This is a genomic window from Rhodococcus sp. 05-2255-3B1 (assembly GCF_002258545.1).
Lineage (GTDB): Bacteria > Actinomycetota > Actinomycetes > Mycobacteriales > Mycobacteriaceae > Rhodococcoides.
The window spans coordinates 195,555-212,413 of record NZ_NOZC01000036.1 but is presented as its reverse complement, the minus strand read 5'-3'; the positions used below and the strand labels follow the sequence as shown (position 1 = coordinate 212,413).

At 65.1% G+C, this 16,859-nt stretch carries 14 protein-coding genes; 7 read left to right on the top strand and 7 right to left on the bottom strand.

Translation table 11 applies throughout. The annotated features are described in order from the left end of the window. Positions 1-51 precede the first annotated feature (51 nt). From CH249_RS21795 to CH249_RS21780, 4 genes are all read right to left on the bottom strand, one after another. The gene (locus tag CH249_RS21795; RefSeq protein ID WP_094647916.1) at positions 52-351 is read right to left on the bottom strand and encodes a Rieske 2Fe-2S domain-containing protein; all 300 of its coding nucleotides are present in this window, start codon (positions 349-351) and stop codon (positions 52-54) included. Beyond that, complete coding sequence (gene nirB, locus CH249_RS21790) at positions 348-2,837, bottom strand: nitrite reductase large subunit NirB (RefSeq protein ID WP_094647915.1); 2,490 nt, start codon at positions 2,835-2,837, stop codon at positions 348-350. The genes CH249_RS21795 and nirB overlap by 4 nt, the downstream gene beginning before the upstream one ends. Then, complete coding sequence (locus CH249_RS21785) at positions 2,837-3,184, bottom strand: molybdopterin oxidoreductase (protein WP_094629987.1); 348 nt, start codon at positions 3,182-3,184, stop codon at positions 2,837-2,839. The genes nirB and CH249_RS21785 overlap by 1 nt, the downstream gene beginning before the upstream one ends. Positions 3,185-3,284: 100 nt before the next feature. Continuing rightward, on the bottom strand, positions 3,285-4,187 hold the full coding sequence (locus CH249_RS21780) for a PAC2 family protein (protein WP_032398465.1): 903 nt from the start codon (positions 4,185-4,187) through the stop codon (positions 3,285-3,287). A gap of 173 nt (positions 4,188-4,360) precedes the next feature. On the opposite strand from CH249_RS21780, the gene metH reads away from it, so the two are divergent. The 4 genes from metH to hisG are packed head-to-tail and all read left to right on the top strand — an operon-like array spanning position 4,361 to position 9,815. Then, on the top strand, positions 4,361-7,930 hold the full coding sequence (gene metH, locus CH249_RS21775; protein WP_032398067.1) for a methionine synthase: 3,570 nt from the start codon (positions 4,361-4,363) through the stop codon (positions 7,928-7,930). Further along, on the top strand, positions 7,923-8,603 hold the full coding sequence (locus CH249_RS21770) for an HAD family phosphatase (protein ID WP_032398068.1): 681 nt from the start codon (positions 7,923-7,925) through the stop codon (positions 8,601-8,603). Before metH ends, CH249_RS21770 begins: the two co-directional genes overlap by 8 nt. A gap of 50 nt (positions 8,604-8,653) precedes the next feature. After that, on the top strand, positions 8,654-8,917 hold the full coding sequence (locus CH249_RS21765) for a phosphoribosyl-ATP diphosphatase (RefSeq protein ID WP_032398466.1): 264 nt from the start codon (positions 8,654-8,656) through the stop codon (positions 8,915-8,917). Positions 8,918-8,963: 46 nt separating this feature from the next. After that, positions 8,964-9,815, top strand: a complete 852-nt coding sequence (gene hisG / locus CH249_RS21760; RefSeq protein WP_094647914.1) for an ATP phosphoribosyltransferase — start codon at positions 8,964-8,966, stop codon at positions 9,813-9,815. Positions 9,816-9,884: 69 nt separating this feature from the next. On the opposite strand, the gene CH249_RS21755 is transcribed toward hisG, so the two are convergent. Further along, the gene (locus CH249_RS21755) at positions 9,885-10,697 is read right to left on the bottom strand and encodes a thioesterase family protein (RefSeq protein ID WP_094629986.1); all 813 of its coding nucleotides are present in this window, start codon (positions 10,695-10,697) and stop codon (positions 9,885-9,887) included. Further along, positions 10,694-11,533 carry a RecB family exonuclease gene (locus CH249_RS21750; RefSeq protein ID WP_094648007.1) on the bottom strand — a complete coding sequence of 280 codons (840 nt, stop codon included), beginning with the start codon at positions 11,531-11,533 and terminating at the stop codon, positions 10,694-10,696. The genes CH249_RS21755 and CH249_RS21750 overlap by 4 nt, the downstream gene beginning before the upstream one ends. A gap of 358 nt (positions 11,534-11,891) precedes the next feature. On the opposite strand from CH249_RS21750, the gene CH249_RS21745 reads away from it, so the two are divergent. Further along, positions 11,892-12,758, top strand: coding sequence for a tRNA (adenine-N1)-methyltransferase (locus CH249_RS21745; protein ID WP_045199744.1), 867 nt, complete (start codon positions 11,892-11,894; stop codon positions 12,756-12,758). A gap of 34 nt (positions 12,759-12,792) precedes the next feature. Here the strand turns inward: CH249_RS21745 and CH249_RS21740 are convergent, their stop codons facing one another. Continuing rightward, positions 12,793-13,278 carry a hypothetical protein gene (locus tag CH249_RS21740; protein ID WP_094648006.1) on the bottom strand — a complete coding sequence of 162 codons (486 nt, stop codon included), beginning with the start codon at positions 13,276-13,278 and terminating at the stop codon, positions 12,793-12,795. 184 nt (positions 13,279-13,462) lie between these two features. Here CH249_RS21740 and arc point away from each other — a divergent pair, with 184 nt between their 5' ends. Together arc and dop are read left to right on the top strand one after the other, a co-directional pair. Continuing rightward, the gene (arc, locus tag CH249_RS21735; protein ID WP_045199741.1) at positions 13,463-15,226 is read left to right on the top strand and encodes a proteasome ATPase; all 1,764 of its coding nucleotides are present in this window, start codon (positions 13,463-13,465) and stop codon (positions 15,224-15,226) included. Between the two features lie 82 nt (positions 15,227-15,308). After that, positions 15,309-16,808, top strand: coding sequence for a depupylase/deamidase Dop (gene dop / locus CH249_RS21730; RefSeq protein ID WP_032398070.1), 1,500 nt, complete (start codon positions 15,309-15,311; stop codon positions 16,806-16,808). Positions 16,809-16,859: the final 51 nt, after the last annotated feature.

The window sequence follows — 16,859 nt, the reverse complement described above, 5'->3', positions numbered from 1 at the left end:
CTCACTGGAACAGGGTAGGGGGTAGGAGTGCCAGTCGTTCAACCGTGCCGGTCAGAGTTCGACGGTCACTTTTCCGTCCACCACTGCGGCGGGGTAGGTGCGCACGGAGCGGATGCCGCTGGGGCAGGTGCCGTCGTCGAGCGAGAACGTGTACTGATGCAGTGGGCACACGACGATGGATCCGTCGATCTGACCGTCTGCCAGTGGCCCACCCTTGTGCGGGCACACGGCATCCATCGCCCGCACCGAGCCGTCGCTGAGCAGGAACACGGCAACCTGCTTGCCGTCCACCACGTAGGCGCGTCCCTCGCCGGGTGTCATGTCCTCCACGGCCCCGACCGGCACACTCATCGGACCGGTACCTGTGGGAGCGGAAGCAGGGGCAGCGACGGGGTGAACTGGGCCGGTGACTTCGGTGCCGCGCGGTCCTGCCAGGGGTCGACGTACCCGTCCACCGATGCCTGCACCCGCTCGTCGAGTCCGGCGACGATGCCGTCCCGGTCGTCGATCAGCACGGCCTGCAGTTCTTCCAGGCCGACACGGGGAACCCATGCGTACGTTCGCTCGAGCCACTGAGCGTTCTCGCGGTAGTGCTGGATGAACCTGCCTGCCACGGTGAGAACCTCCTCGGCCCCTGTCACGGTGGCCAGTAGATCACCCTTGCGGATGTGTGCGCCTGCCGCGCCACCGACGTAGATCTCCCATTTGTCCTCGCCGACCGAGACGACGCCGAAGTCCTTGCACAGTGCCTCCGAGCAGTTGCGCGGGCAGCCCGCGACCGCAAGCTTCAACTTCGCGGGGGTCTCCAGGCCCTGGAACCGCTCTTCGAGGGCGATGCCCAGGGCTGTCGAGTCGCCGAGGCCGAAGCGACAGAAGTCGCTGCCGACGCAGGTTTTCACCGTGCGCATGCTCTTGCCGTAGGCGAAGCCGGAGGGCATGTCCAGATCGCCCCACACCTTCGGTAGATCCTCCTTCTTGATGCCGAGAAGGTCGATCCGCTGTCCGCCGGTGACTTTGACCAGCGGAACGTGGTACTTGTCCGCGACGTCGGCGATCCTGCGCAACTGATCCGGGGTGGTGACGCCACCCTTCATCTGCGGCACCACCGAGAACGTGCCGTCGCGCTGGATGTTGGCGTGGACGCGGTCGTTGATGAACAGTGCGCCGCGCTCGTCGACCCAGTCCGGGCCCCACACCGTCCGCAGCAACGATGCCAACGGCATCTTGGCGGCGGCGTCCTCCGTTCCCTCGGTCGCCAGCGCCGCGAACACCGCGGATACCGCCCGAAGATCCTGCGCCCGAACGGCGTCGATCAGCTCGGGCTTCGTCATGGGGATGCAGGGCACGTACCAGTCGGCGGTGGGATCGGCCTCGACCGCACCGCCCGCAGCGCACGCGATGATGTCCTGGACCAGACCCTTGCAGGATCCGCACCCTTTGCCCGCACGGGTCTTCGCGGTCACGTCGCTCAGGTTCTTCGCGCCCGCGTGCACGCAGGCCACGATGGCACCCTTGGTGACACCGTTGCAGTTGCACACCTGCACGTCGTCGGCCAGTTCGGCGGCTCCCGTTGCCGCGGAGGGAGTTCCCATGTCGAAGAGCATGCTGATGCGCTCGTCGGGCAACGGCACTTTCTCGTCGAACGCCTGCGTCAGGAAGTTGGCCTTGGAGATGTCGCCGAGCAGGGTGGCACCGACCAGCTTGTTGTTCCGGACGATCACCGATTTGTAGGTGCCACTGCGCGGCTCGTAGAACTGGACGAACTCGTCGTCGTCGCGTTCGGGCGCGGTGATCCCCATCGAGGCGACGTCCACGCCGGCCACCTTGAGCTTGGTGGTCAGCCGCGAACCGTGATACGCCGCAGTGGGATCGGCTCCGGTGAGCACGTCGGCCAACACGACGGCCTGCTCCCACAGCGGCGCGACGAGACCGTAGACCTCGCCGCGATGCTGACAGCATTCACCCACGGCATAGATGGAACCCTCGTCTTCGCAACGCAATTGGTCGTCGACGACGATTCCTCGTTCGATCACCAGACCTCCGGCGCGAGCGAAATCGACACTGGGACGAATGCCCGCGGTGACCACGACCATGTCCGCGTCGAGTGAGGTGCCGTCGTTGAACCCGACGCCCGTGACGACGCCGTCCTCGGATCGCAACACCGACGTGGTCCGCTTGGAGGTGTGCACGCCCACGCCGAGGGACTCGATCTTGTTGCGCAGCACCCGTCCGCCACGCTCGTCGAGCTGTTGGTTCATCAGGTGACCGGGGGAGTGCACCACGTTCACCTCCAGACCCTGCGTGCGCAAGCCGTAAGCGGCTTCGAGTCCGAGGAGTCCGCCGCCGATGACGACCGCCGAGACGTCGTCACGCGACTGCGCCATCTGCAGCATGCCGTTGGTGTCGGCGATGGTGCGGAAGCCGAACACGCCGCGCGCCAGCCTGCCGTCGGACTCGCGCAGGCCGTCCATGTTCGGGAAGAACGTGTTGCTGCCGGTGGCGATGATCAGCACGTCGTAGTCGACGGACCGCCCGCTCTCGCAGACGACGGTCTTGGAGAACCGGTCGAGCGTGACCGCGCGGTCCCCGGCGTGCAACGTGACGCCGTTCTCGCTGTACCAGCTCATCGGGTTGAGGATCAGATCCTCGTCGTCGACGGTGGCCTCGCCGGACAGCACGTGCGAGAGCATGATTCGGTTGTAGTTGCCGTACGGCTCGTCGCCGATCATGGTGATCTCGAACAGCGAACTGCCGTCGCGTTTGATGATTTCTTCGACGGCCCTGGCGCCGGCCATCCCGTTACCGACCACCAACAGTCGCTGCTTGCCTGCGGTCATCAGATCAGCACCAGACCGAAATCGACGACGACCTCTCCGCTGGTTCCGGCAGGGGCGGCAATCACCAGTTCGAGCACCGTGTCCGGATCCACGTCCTCGACCACGCGCAGCGGAATGTTCACTCCGCTCTTGGCACCCATCGGGAACATGCGCATCGGGCTGCCGTCGCGCAGCAGGGTCACGACCACCAGCTCGTCGCTCGAGTTTCCGCCGCGAAAGTACAGGGGCTGAGCAGTCGCACCCTCGGGGACGACGAAGCTCAGGCTGGGATCGATCAGCTCGGGCTTGTCCAGACCGTTCCCGGTGAAGGAGAAGATGCCGTGCAGGAATCGCGGTGTGCTGGCCATACCCACGAGGTTGCGGGGTCGGGGTGACGTCACCGCTGCGGTGACGTTACGTCGGGATCAGAAAGACCTCACCGGCTCCCGGTCCCTCGTGTGCGGTCGGTCAGAGTCCGAAGTTGCCCGGACCGCGTCGCCTCAGGTATTTCTCGAACTCGGCCGCGATGGCGTCGCCGTCGATCTTGGCGATCGCATCGGACATGTCCACCTCGGCGTCGCCGCGCTCCTCGAGGCTGCGGACGTATTCGCTGATCTCCTCGTCTTCCTTCGTCATCTCGGTCACCGCCTCTTCCCATTCCTCGGCCTGGGTCGGCAGTTCGCCGAGAGGTACCTCGATGTCGAGCACGTCCTCGACCCGCTGCAGCAGCGCCACGGTCGCCTTGGGGTTGGGCGGCTGAGAGACGTAGTGGGGAACAGCAGCCCAGAAGGAGACCGCGGGCACCCCGGCCTTGACGCACTCGTCCTGCAGTACGCCGGTGATTCCGGTCGGTCCCTCGTAGCGGGTCTGTTCGAGGTTGAACTGTTCGGCCGACTCGGTGCTGTAGGCGGTGCCGGTCACCGGAACGGGCCTGGTGTGTGGGGTGTCGGCCAGCAGGGCTCCCAGGATCACCACGGTCTCGACGCCGAGCTGTTCGACGAATTCGAGCAGGTCGTCGCAGAAGCTGCGCCAGCGCATGTTCGGCTCGATTCCGCGCAGCAGCACCACATCGCGTGAGCTGCCGGGAGGCGAACACACCGACAGCCGCGTCGACGGCCACTCGATCTCGCGAGTGACGCCGTCCACCTGGCGGACGGTCGGGCGGTTGACCTGGTAGTCGTAGTAGTCCTCGGAGTCCAGCTCGGCCAACGGGCTGGCGTCCCAGATCAGCTCCAGATGTTCGATCGCACCGCTGGCCGCATCGCCTGCGTCGTTCCACCCCTCGAATGCAGCCACCAGGATCGGGGAGCGCAACTCGGGAATGTCGTCGTCGAGATCATCGAGATCGTCGGGATCTGTGGCGTTGGCCACAGCGTCGTGGACGGCCTCGATCAATGCAGCATCGAGAGGCACATCCGATCCGGCACCTGAAATGTCCGTATTTTCGGTACCGTCGTCGATCGGGGACTGGCCATCGAGGTTTCGGGGACTCACCACGACAGCCTACGACCCGACGTAACTTCGGTGCCCACTACTCTGTAGTGATGCCCGCTGAACACAAGCCCAGTCTGCTCGATGCGATTTCACGTCGCGTTGTCATCGGCGACGGCGCGATGGGCACGATGCTCCAGGATGCCGAGCTGACTCTCGACGACTTCATCGGTCTCGAAGGCTGCAACGAAATCCTCAACGACACCCGGCCGGATGTCCTGCGGGAGATCCACCGCGAGTACTTCGCGGCAGGCGCGGACGCCGTCGAGACCAACACCTTCGGGTGCAACCTGCCGAACCTCGCCGACTACGACATCGAGGACCGCATCCGTGAACTCGCGGAGAAGGGCACCCGTCTCGCGCGCGAGACCGCCGACGAGATGGGCCCCGGCCGCGATGGAATGGGCCGCTACGTGCTGGGCTCGATGGGCCCGGGCACCAAGCTCCCCACCCTCGGACACGCTCCCTTCGCCCGACTGCGCGACGCGTACACCGAGGCCGCCCTCGGCATGATCGACGGCGGTGCCGATGCCATCCTGGTCGAGACCTGCCAGGATCTACTGCAGGTCAAGGCTGCGATCATCGGCAGTCAGCATGCGATGGACCGCCTCGGCGTCCGCATCCCGATCATCACCCACGTCACCGTCGAGACGACGGGCGCGATGCTCGTCGGCAGCGAGATCGGTGCCGCACTGACCGCACTCGAACCCCTCGGTATCGACATGATCGGGCTCAACTGTGCGACCGGTCCGGCCGAGATGAGCGAGCATCTGCGGCATCTGTCCAAGCATTCACGACTTCCGGTGTCGGTCATGCCCAACGCCGGCCTGCCGACGCTGGGCGCGAAGGGTGCCGAGTACCCCCTGACCGCCCCCGAACTGGCCGAGGCTCTGAGCGGTTTCGTCAACGAGTACGGGTTGGCTCTGGTCGGCGGTTGCTGTGGCACCACGCCCGAACACATCCGCCAGGTTGCCGACATGGTCCACGGGGCAACGAAACTGGAACGTCGGCCTGCACCCGAGCCGGGCGTGTCCTCGCTGTACACCGCCGTTCCGTTCGAACAGGATGCGAGCATCCTGATGATCGGTGAGCGCACCAACTCCAACGGGTCCAAGGCATTTCGCGACGCGATGCTCGCCGAGGACTACGAGAAGTGCCTCGACATCGCCAAGGATCAGACGCGCGACGGTGCCCACATGCTCGATCTCAACGTCGACTACGTCGGTCGCGACGGTGCCGCAGACATGGCCGCGTTGGCCAGCCGCCTGGCGACCGCGTCGACCCTGCCGATCATGCTCGACTCCACCGAACCTGCCGTCCTGGAAGCAGGGTTGGAGCACCTCGGTGGCCGCAGCGCGGTCAACTCGGTCAACTACGAGGACGGCGACGGGCCCGACTCGCGGTTCCAGAAGATCATGCGTCTGGTCAAGGAGCACGGCGCCGCTGTCGTCGCTCTGACCATCGACGAAGAGGGACAGGCACGTACGGCCGAGTGGAAGGTGCGAGTCGCGGACCGGTTGATCACCGACATCACCGAGAACTGGGGCCTGCGCCACGAGGACATCATCGTCGACACCCTCACCTTCCCGATCTCGACGGGCCAGGAAGAGGTGCGACGCGACGGCATCGAGACCATCGAGGCGATCCGGCAGCTCAAGGAGAAGTACCCGAAGGTGCACACCACCCTCGGGCTGTCGAACATCTCGTTCGGCCTCAATCCCGCTGCACGCCAGGTGCTCAACTCGGTGTTCCTGCACGAATGCACGCAGGCCGGTCTCGATACCGCCATCGTGCACGCGTCGAAGATCTTGCCGATGAACAAGATTCCCGACGAGCAGCGCGAGACGGCACTCGATCTGGTGTACGACCGCCGCAGCGAGGGCTACGACCCGCTGCAGAAGCTCATGCAGCTCTTCGAGGGCGTCTCCGCGGCCTCCGCTCGCGAATCCCGCGCCGAGGAACTCGGCCGACTGCCGCTGTTCGAGCGACTCGAACGGCGCATCGTCGACGGTGAACGCAACGGCCTCGACGCCGATCTCGACACCGCGATGACCGAGAAGCCGCCGCTCGAGATCATCAACGAGACGTTGCTCTCGGGGATGAAGACCGTGGGCGAGCTGTTCGGCTCCGGGCAGATGCAGCTGCCGTTCGTGCTCGCCTCGGCCGAGGTGATGAAAGCTGCTGTGGCGTACCTCGAGCCGCACATGGAGGCGACCGACGACGACGGCAAGGGCCGCATCGTGCTCGGTACCGTCAAGGGCGACGTGCACGACATCGGCAAGAACCTCGTCGACATCATCTTGAGCAACAACGGCTACGAGGTGGTCAATCTCGGTATCAAGCAACCGATTTCGACCATTCTGGAAGCCGCGATCGACAAGCGCGCCGACGTGATCGGCATGTCCGGGCTGCTGGTGAAGTCGACGGTGGTCATGAAGGACAACCTGATCGAACTCAACTCGCGCGGTGTCGCCGAGCAATTCCCGGTGCTCCTCGGCGGAGCCGCGCTGACGCGGTCCTATGTCGAGAACGATCTGCAGGACGTCTACGAAGGCGACGTGCACTATGCGCGAGACGCGTTCGAAGGTCTTCGGTTGATGGACACCATCATGACAACCAAGCGTGGCGGCGGTCCGGCTCCGGACAGCCCCGAGGCACTCGCCGCGAAGGCCAAGGCGGCCGAGCGCAAGGAACGTCACGAGCGCTCCAAGCGAATCGCGGAGAAGCGCAAGGCCGCCGAGGCACCGGTGGTCGTGCCCGAGCGATCCGATGTCGCTGCCGATATCGACATCCCGGTGCCACCCTTCTGGGGCACGCGCATCGTCAAGGGCGTGTCGCTGTCGGAGTACTCGGGGCTGCTCGACGAGCGGGCTCTGTTCCTGGGGCAGTGGGGTCTGCGCGGTGCACGTAAGGGCGAAGGCGCCACATACGAGGATCTGGTGGAATCGGAAGGCAAACCGCGCCTGCGTTATTGGTTGGATCGCCTGAGCACCGACGGCATCCTCGCGCATGCGGCGTTGGTGTACGGATACTTCCCGGCGGTGTCGGAGGGCGACGACGTCGTCGTGCTCACCGAACCCGAACCCGACGCGCCCGAACGCTTCCGATTCACGTTCCCGCGTCAGCACCGCGACCGGTTCCTGTGCATCGCGGACTTCGTTCGATCGCGTTCGGCTGCGCGGGAATCGGGCCAGGTCGATGTTCTGCCGATGAACCTGGTGACGATGGGTCAGCCCATCGCGGACTTCGCCAACGAGCTGTTCGCTGCCGATTCGTACCGCGACTACCTCGAGGTCCACGGAATCGGAGTTCAGCTCACCGAGGCCTTGGCCGAGTACTGGCATCGCCGGGTACGCGAGGAACTGAAGCTGTCCGACGGCAATTCCGTTGCCTCGGAGGATCCCACCGAGGCCGAAGGCTTCTTCAAACTCGAATATCGGGGTGCGCGTTACTCGTTCGGCTACGGAGCCTGCCCGGATCTCGAGGACCGCATCAAGCTCGCCGCGCTTCTCGAACCCGAGCGGATCGGCGTGAAGCTCTCCGAGGAACTGCAGCTGCACCCCGAACAGTCGACCGATGCATTCGTGCTTCATCACCCGGAGGCCAAGTACTTCAATGTCTAGTCCAACTCACCTGCACGGTGTCCTGTGGGACATGGACGGCACACTGCTCGACTCGGAGAAGATCTGGGACGTCGCTATCGGTGAGTACTCCCGCTCCCTGGGAACCGAACTCAGCGCGGAAGTACGCGAGAGCACCCTCGGTAACTCGATGCGGGACGCGCTGAGCAAGGTGCTGGCCAACGCCTCGGTGGAGGTCACCGACGATCATCTGGCCGAGGGGCGCGAATGGCTGACCGCCCGCGTCGGAGACCTGTTCGCCGAGGGGATTCCGTGGCGACCAGGTGCCAAGGACGCCCTTGCGCTCGTGCGCGAGATGGGCCTGTCCACTGGGCTGGTCACCAACACCGAACGCGGTCTGGTCGAGCGGGCACTGGACACCCTGGGCCGCGAGTACTTCGACATCACCGTCACCGGCGACGAGGTCGAGGCAGGCAAACCGCACCCGGCACCGTACCTGCGCGGTGCTGCGTTGCTCGGACTCGAGGCCGCGTCGTGCCTTGCGGTCGAGGATTCGCCCACCGGATCGCTCTCTGCCCACACGGCGGGGTGTCCGGTGTTGGTGGTTCCCTCCGAGATCGCAGTGCAGGCGGCACCCGGATACACGATTCGCGACGGTCTCGTCGGACTCACTGCCGAGGACGTTCGCCGGGCCTGGTCGGGCCGAACGCCCTAATCTCGACCGTATTCGTGTACCCGAGTGACGACGTGAAAGAATATCCAGTCGTGAAGACTTTCGATTCGCTGTTCGCCGAGCTCACCGATCGCTCGAAGACCCGTCCCGAGGGTTCGGGCACCGTCGCAGCGTTGGACGCTGGAGTTCATTTCCAGGGCAAGAAGGTCCTCGAAGAAGCAGGTGAAGTGTGGATCGCTGCCGAGCACGAGAGCGACGAGGCGCTCGCCGAGGAGATTTCGCAGCTTCTCTACTGGGTCCAGGTGATGATGGTGGGCAGAGGCCTCGAACTCGAGGACGTCTACAAACATCTGTGAGTTCGATCCGCTTGTCGCTCACGAACTCGTCGAACAAGGACACTCCATGCTGCGCGTAGCCGTACCCAACAAGGGCGCTCTCTCCGAGTCCGCCGCCGAAATTCTCAGTGAAGCCGGCTACCGACGCCGAAGCGACTCGAAGGACCTGACGGTTCTCGATCCGGCGAACGGCGTCGAGTTCTTCTTTCTCCGCCCCAAGGACATCGCGATCTACGTCGGATCCGGGCAATTGGATCTGGGTATCACCGGACGCGACCTGGCGCTCGATTCCGGTGCCGCGGTCGAGGAACGGCTGGCACTCGGGTTCGGCCGATCGACCTTCCGCTACGCCGCACCCGCGGGCAAGCAGTGGGTACCCGAGGACCTGGGCGGACTGCGCATCGCCACGTCCTATCCCAACCTGGTGCGTAAGGATCTGGCCGCCAGAGGACTCGAGGCTACGGTCATCCGCCTCGACGGTGCGGTCGAGATCTCCATCCAGCTCGGTGTGGCCGACGCGATCGCCGACGTGGTGGAGTCGGGACGTTCGTTGCGTCAGAACAATCTCGTGGCCTTCGGCGAATCTCTCTGCGATTCGGAGGGTGTGTTGATCGAACGAGCAGGCGCTCCGGGCACCGACTCCGCACGCAAGCAACTCATCGCCCGTGTCCAGGGCGTCGTCTTCGCGCAGCAGTACCTGATGCTCGATTACGACTGCCCCAAGGCGATCCTCGACGAGGCCGTGAAGATCACCCCGGGAATCGAATCGCCGACCCTCGCCCCGATGGTCGACGACAACTGGGTTGCCGTGCGCGCCATGGTTTCTCGCAAGGTCCACAACAACGTCATGGATCAGCTCGCCGAGCTGGGTGCCAAGGCGATCCTCGCGTCCGACATCAGGTCCTGTCGAGCATTCTGAGTCCGGGTAGCCGACGGGTCGTGTCGCGCGTTGCGTGCGCGCCGCGGGTGCCCCGATCGTTGTCGCTCGTCAGGTGCGACGCCGAACCAATACCGTCTGCGCGATGCGCCCGACCGGTCCCAGTTCGTCACTGAGCGTGCCTGCACACATGGCGATACCGTCGGGACCGGTGGAGGTCTCCGCCGAGACTCCTACCCATTCACCCTGCGGCACTCGGAACACGTGCACGGTCAGGTCGGTGTTCAAGAACGTCCATTCGTCGATCGGCAGTTTCGCACCGATGCCGTTGGCGATATCCGCAATCGAGAAGAGTCGTTCCAGGGGTGTCATCGATTCACCCTGCACGAGAACGGGTGTGGGCCTGGCCCAGATCTCACCCGGTCCGTCGGCTCCGAGTCCGGTGAGGATCTTGAACTCGACGGCGTCGAGATAACCCGACGACCAGGTGCCACCGAAGGTGTAGTCGACACCGTCGCTCACCGGTCGCATCACCGGATCGCCCGAGTGAGCCACGTCGTCCGTCGGCGTGGTGCGCATACGCCATGCGCTGCCCCGGGCGACAGCGCGCGCAGTTCCCGAGGCACCGGCCGCCCAGAGTTCCGCCACGACGAGCTCGATGTTGGTACCGGGACGCTCCGTCCATGCTCGGATCTCGATGTCGCCGACCGGAACCGGTCCGAGGATGTCCACGGCCACCCGACTGATCCGGGTGTCCTCGCGCGCGTCGACGCGCTCGAGTGCACGGACCAACAGGGCGGACGGCGGTGCCCCGTGCTGCATCGTCGGTGCCCACAGGCTGACGGTGTGCTCGGTGGCGGTGACCCTCTCGTGGCCTTCACTGCCGACACCGGCGGGGACGAAGAAGGCGTTCGGAATCGTCACTGCTCGGACACCGTAGAAGCCTGGGCCGTCTGCGGCCAACCCGGATACGGCGGGGGAGTGCCGCCGAACTCGGGGCACAGGGCCTGGTGGTCGCACCACTTGCACAGTGCGCCCTTCTTGGCGCGGAAGTCGCCGGTCTCGCCTGCGGCCAGAATCGCTTTCCAGATGGCAGACAGCATGCGCTCGAACCTGCGCAGCTCGTCTTCGTCCGGAGCGTAGGTCAGTTCCTGCTTGTCGGCCAGATACATCAATTTCAGTTGCGCCGGAACGACGCCGCGCATGCGCATGATCATCAGGGCGTAGAACTTCATCTGGAACAGCGCCTTGGACTCGGTGAACTCCCGCGGAGCCCGGCCCGTCTTGTAGTCGACGACGCGGATCATGCCGTTGGGTGCGACGTCGATTCGATCGATGAATCCCCGAAGCGGCGTGCCGTCGTCCAGATCGATCTCCACCCGTTGCTCGCAGGACTCGGGCTCGAAGTGAGTCGGGTCCTCGAGTTCGTAGTATCCGGCGACCAGAGCCCGAGCGCGATCGAGAAAAGCCGTCCGCTCGTCGGCAGGAACCAACGACTCGATGGCGGGCGACTGGGCAACCACTCGCTCCCACGCCGGATCCACCAGGTCGCGCGCAGTCGTCGGCACTCGGTCCTGCGCAGGCAACGCGTAGAGAGCCTCCAGTGCGGCATGCACCACAGTTCCCTTGACCTGAGCTTCGGTGGAGACCTCCGGAATGCGGTCGACCGCGCGAAAGCGGTAGAGGAGAGGACACTGCTTGAAATCGCCTGCGCGGGAGGGCGACAACGCCGGCGTGCTGCGGGGGCTCGGCACCGCCAGCGGCGGTCGCGCGCTGTCGCCGAGGTCGAGTAGAGGCAAGTCGATGGGCGTCGACACGGAAATACTCACGACTGCGAGACTATGCCGTTGGTCCGACATCTTCGGTCAAGGCCGTAGTCTGGCACGTCGAGTCGTCCCAGGTGTCGGACCAACAGGTCGGGCGTCGAACAGAGCAACGAAAGCAGGTTCCGCTGTGCCGTCCGGTGATGCTGTGTCCTTCGGTGATTCCGCGTCCGCGGCGAGCGACGGTTCCAAGGTCGACGCGATCGTCGACGTTCCGGCTCCAGGTGCAGACGAGGTGGTCACCGCGACCGTCGACGAGATCGAACTCGACGACGCTACGACGATCGACGACGGGATGCCCGTCGAGCCGGTACCGACCGGACCCGCCCGCAGCGGTCCGTTCCGCGTCGGAGACCGAGTCCAGCTCACCGACGGCAAGGGCCGTCACTACACGGTGGTGCTCGAGGCGGGCAAGGAATTCCACACGCACCGGGGCGGGATCACGCACGACAAACTGCTCGGGGCCGACGAGGGCAGCGTCGTCACGTCCGTCAACGGCACCCCCTACCTCGCGCTTCGGCCGCTGTTGACCGACTACGTGCTGTCGATGCCGCGTGGCGCGCAGGTGATCTACCCCAAGGATGCAGCCCAGATCGTCCACGAGGGCGATATGTTCCCCGGGGCGCGAGTGCTTGAGGCCGGTGCCGGATCGGGCGCTCTGACGTGCTCGCTGCTGCGTGCGGTGGGTACGGAAGGAACGGTCATCTCCTACGAGATCCGCCAGGACCATGCCGACTACGCGATCAAGAACGTCGAGACGTTCTTCGGCGAGCGGCCGTCCAACTGGCACCTGACGGTGGCCGACGTGGATCGGTTCGGTGTCGATCGACCGGGGGAGCAGGTGGATCGGGTGGTTCTCGACATGCTGGCCCCCTGGGACGCACTGCCCGCCGTATCGAAAGCTCTCGTTCCGGGCGGAGTGCTGTTGGTCTACGTCGCGACGGTGACGCAGCTGTCCAAGGTCGTCGAAGCCCTACGCGCACAGGAATGCTGGACCGAACCCCGTTCGTGGGAGTCGATGGTGCGCGGGTGGCACGTCGTGGGACTGGCGGTTCGGCCCGAGCATCGGATGCAGGGGCACACCGCATTCCTCGTGAGTGTTCGACGCCTCGCCGAGGGCACTGTCACGCCGAAGCCGCAGCGTCGATCCGGCAAGGGATGACGATCGGCGTCGGCGAGGATTCCGACCTCTCGGTCTAGGCGCAGGGAGCCTGCCCCATAGCGAGAATCCGGCAGGTGCTGGCATCGGAGAGCTTCCAGTCGCCATCGATCAGCACCCAGGTCTGAGGGGACGGAGCTGCCGTTCCCCGAGGGGTGGCGATCGCGACGTCGGCGGTCGACGTCTCGCCCTCGACCGTCGGTTCGGCAACCTCGAACGTGATCGCGCCGTAGTTCGCCAGGGCCGCGGTCATCGTTTCGAGGTTGGTCAGGCGTGCCTGCCCGTTCTCGACCGACGCCGCCTTCGTCGCCGCGTCGACGTTCGGGGCCACCAATTGCAGCAGAGATACTTCGAGATCACCGGATGTCGGCGGCGCGACGGCGGGCGCATCGGCTGCCGGAACGCTGCTCTCCGCGGCCGACGTCGAATTGTGATCGGTCTGATCGGATTCATCGGCCGAGCTGCACCCGGCTACCGACATCACCGCCGTCGCGAGCGCGACAGCTACCGAGAAATTACGCATCTTCACTGGTGAAGCCCCTGATTCCATGGTCGGTCTGCCATTTGGTCAGGTGAGGCTAACATGAATTCGACCGACGCTCGGTGCGGTCGAGACGCAGTGCTCACACGACCCGATCGTGGTGTCGGTCCGCACATTCGGGCCGGTGCCGGTAGCGTTGAAAGATCGTCACTGGGAGGAGTCGCTCATGAGCTCAACAGACAATCCGGATGTGGCCGCGGCCAGAGCCGAACTGGACGCCGTGCGAGCCGAAGCTGCTTCGCTGCGCCGTCAACTGGGGGAGTCCCCCGAGCAGGTACGCGAACTCGAAGGTCGCGTCGATTCACTGTCTCTGCGCAACGCAAAACTGATGGACACCCTCAAAGAGGCGAGACAGCAGCTCATCGCGCTCCGGGAGGAGGTGGATCGCCTCGGCCAACCACCGAGCGGCTACGGCGTTCTGCTGAGCGTGTTCGAGGACGGAACGGTCGACGTGTTCACCTCGGGACGCAAGATGAGGCTGACGTGTTCACCGAACATCGAGGCCGATTCACTCGCACCGGGACAGACGGTGCGACTGAACGAAGCGTTGACCATCGTCGAGGCCTGCACCTTCGACCAGGTCGGCGAGATCAGCACTCTGCGTGAGCTTCTGGGCGATGGATCGAGGGCACTCGTCGTCGGTCACGCCGACGAGGAACGAGTCGTGTGGCTGGCCAAGCCGTTGATCGACATGGTCAACGACGAAGGTCCGATCGACCCGGACGAACCGTCCCGCAAACTTCGCCCCGGCGACTCCCTGCTCGTCGACACCAAGGCCGGCTACGCCTTCGAACGTGTCCCCAAGGCCGAGGTGGAGGACCTGGTCCTCGAAGAGGTGCCGGACGTCGGATACGAGGACATCGGTGGTCTCGGGCGACAGATCGAGCAGATTCGCGACGCCGTCGAACTTCCGTTCCTGCACAAGGATCTGTTCCGCGAGTACTCCCTGCGTCCGCCCAAGGGTGTGCTGCTCTACGGCCCTCCCGGTTGTGGAAAGACGTTGATCGCCAAGGCCGTTGCCAATTCGTTGGCCAAGAAGATCGCCGAGGCCCGCGGGCAGGACGCCAAGGAAGCGAAGTCGTTCTTCCTCAACATCAAGGGCCCCGAACTGCTCAACAAGTTCGTCGGCGAGACCGAGCGGCACATCCGCATGATCTTCCAGCGCGCACGGGAGAAGGCGTCCGAGGGCACCCCGGTCATCGTGTTCTTCGACGAGATGGACTCGATCTTCCGAACCCGCGGTTCGGGCGTCTCGTCCGACGTCGAGACGACGGTCGTTCCGCAGCTGCTCGCCGAGATCGACGGCGTCGAGGGGCTGGAGAACGTCATCGTGATCGGTGCCTCCAACCGTGAGGACATGATCGACCCCGCGATCCTGCGGCCCGGTCGCCTGGACGTCAAGATCAAGATCGAGCGGCCCGACGCCGAATCGGCACAGGACATCTTCTCCAAGTACCTGACCGATTCGCTGCCGGTCAACGCCGACGACGTCGCGGAGTTCGCTGGAGACCGCGCAGCCTGCATCCGAGGGATGATCGACCGCGTCGTCGAGCGCATGTACGCCGAAAGCGACGACAACCGCTTCCTCGAGGTGACGTATGCCAACGGCGACAAGGAGGTTCTGTACTTCAAGGACTTCAACTCCGGGGCCATGATCCAGAACATCGTGGACCGCGCGAAGAAGTACGCCATCAAGTCGGTACTCGAAACCGGAAACAGCGGTCTGCGGATTCAGCATCTCTTCGACTCCATCGTCGACGAGTTCGCCGAGAACGAAGACCTGCCGAACACCACGAACCCGGACGACTGGGCTCGAATCTCCGGCAAGAAGGGCGAGCGGATCGTCTACATTCGCACGCTGGTCACCGGCAAGAACGCCAGCGCGAGCCGGGCGATCGACACCGAGGCCAACACCGGCCAGTACCTGTAGCTTCGTCGAACACCACTTTCGGGGCGCGTCCGCACAGGGCGCGCCCCGAAAGCGCTCTTCGGTCGACGTCTAGGCTCGACACATGCAGCGCATCATCGGTATCGAGGTCGAGTACGGCATTTCTTCGCCCACCGAACCCACCGCCAACCCGATCCTGACGTCGACCCAGGCAGTGCTCGCCTACGCGGCGGCCGCCGGAGTTCCCCGGGCCAAGCGCACGCGCTGGGACTACGAGGTCGAATCGCCTCTGCGTGACGCTCGCGGCTTCGACCTCGGACGCTTCAGTGGCCCCGCACCGGTGATCGACGCCGACGAGATCGGCGCAGCCAACATGATTCTCACCAACGGTGCTCGCCTGTACGTCGATCACGCCCACCCCGAGTACTCGGCTCCGGAGGTACGTGACCCGCTGGACGCAGTCATCTGGGACAAGGCAGGCGAGCGGGTGATGGAAGCCGCAGCCCGCCATGCGTCGAGCGTCCCGGGAGCGCCGCGCCTGCAGCTGTACAAGAACAACGTCGACGGTAAGGGCGCGTCGTACGGCACTCACGAGAACTACCTGATGTCGCGCGAGACGCCGTTCTCGGCGGTCATCGCGGGTCTGTCGCCGTTCTTCGCTTCGAGGCAGGTCATCACCGGGTCCGGACGCGTCGGAATCGGCCAGTCCGGCGACGAAGCAGGCTTCCAGCTCTCGCAGCGGGCGGATTACATCGAGGTGGAGGTGGGCCTCGAGACCACCCTCAAACGCGGCATCATCAACACGCGCGACGAACCGCACGCGGACGCGGACAAGTATCGCCGCCTGCACTGCATCATCGGCGACGCCAATCTCGCCGAGATGTCGACCTACCTCAAGGTCGGCACCACAGCGCTCGTGCTCGACATCATCGAAGCCGGCGTCGACCTGTCCGATCTGCAGCTGGCCAGGCCGGTGACCGCAGTCCATCAGATCAGCCACGATCCGACGCTGCGCAAGGCCGTCGCTCTCGCCGACGGCCGCGAACTGACCGGGCTTGCGCTGCAGCGGATCTACCACCAGCGCGTTGCCAAGTTCGTCGCTGCCGAGGGCAGTGACGATGCGCGCGCACTCGACGTGCTCGACAAGTGGGCCATGGTCCTCGACCTTCTCGAGCGGGATCCGATGGAGTGCGCCCATCTGCTGGACTGGCCCGCGAAACTGCGCCTCCTGGAGGGATTCCGCCAGCGCGAGGGGCTCGGGTGGTCGGCTCCGCGACTGCATCTGGTCGACCTGCAGTACTCCGATGTTCGGCTGGACAAAGGCCTGTACAACCGGCTGGTCGCTCGTGGGTCGATGGATCGACTGGTCACCGAACAGCAGGTGCTCGATGCCGTCGGCACGCCGCCGGAGGACACGAGGGCGTACTTCCGCGGCGAGTGCCTGCGCAAGTTCGGGGCAGACATCGCTGCGGCGAGCTGGGACTCGGTCATCTTCGATCTCGGCGGTGACTCCCTCGTTCGCATCCCGACTCTCGAGCCGCTCCGGGGCACCAAATCGCACGTCGGTGCACTGCTGGAGTCGGTCGACAGCGCCGCAGAGCTCGTCGATCAGCTCACCAACTGACGCACCCCGGGACCGACGCCGACCAAAGGCGGTGTCTTGTCGACCGGCGGA

Coding starts and splice junctions, on each gene's coding strand:
- CH249_RS21795 (WP_094647916.1), bottom strand. CDS start 351: ATGAGTGTGCCGGTCGGGGCCGTGGAGGACATGACACCCGGCGAGGGA.
- nirB (WP_094647915.1), bottom strand. CDS start 2,837: ATGACCGCAGGCAAGCAGCGACTGTTGGTGGTCGGTAACGGGATGGCC.
- CH249_RS21785 (WP_094629987.1), bottom strand. CDS start 3,184: ATGGCCAGCACACCGCGATTCCTGCACGGCATCTTCTCCTTCACCGGG.
- metH (WP_032398067.1), top strand. CDS start 4,361: ATGCCCGCTGAACACAAGCCCAGTCTGCTCGATGCGATTTCACGTCGC.
- CH249_RS21770 (WP_032398068.1), top strand. CDS start 7,923: ATGTCTAGTCCAACTCACCTGCACGGTGTCCTGTGGGACATGGACGGC.
- hisG (WP_094647914.1), top strand. CDS start 8,964: ATGCTGCGCGTAGCCGTACCCAACAAGGGCGCTCTCTCCGAGTCCGCC.
- CH249_RS21745 (WP_045199744.1), top strand. CDS start 11,892: ATGCCCGTCGAGCCGGTACCGACCGGACCCGCCCGCAGCGGTCCGTTC.
- CH249_RS21740 (WP_094648006.1), bottom strand. CDS start 13,278: ATGCGTAATTTCTCGGTAGCTGTCGCGCTCGCGACGGCGGTGATGTCG.
- arc (WP_045199741.1), top strand. CDS start 13,463: ATGAGCTCAACAGACAATCCGGATGTGGCCGCGGCCAGAGCCGAACTG.
- dop (WP_032398070.1), top strand. CDS start 15,309: ATGCAGCGCATCATCGGTATCGAGGTCGAGTACGGCATTTCTTCGCCC.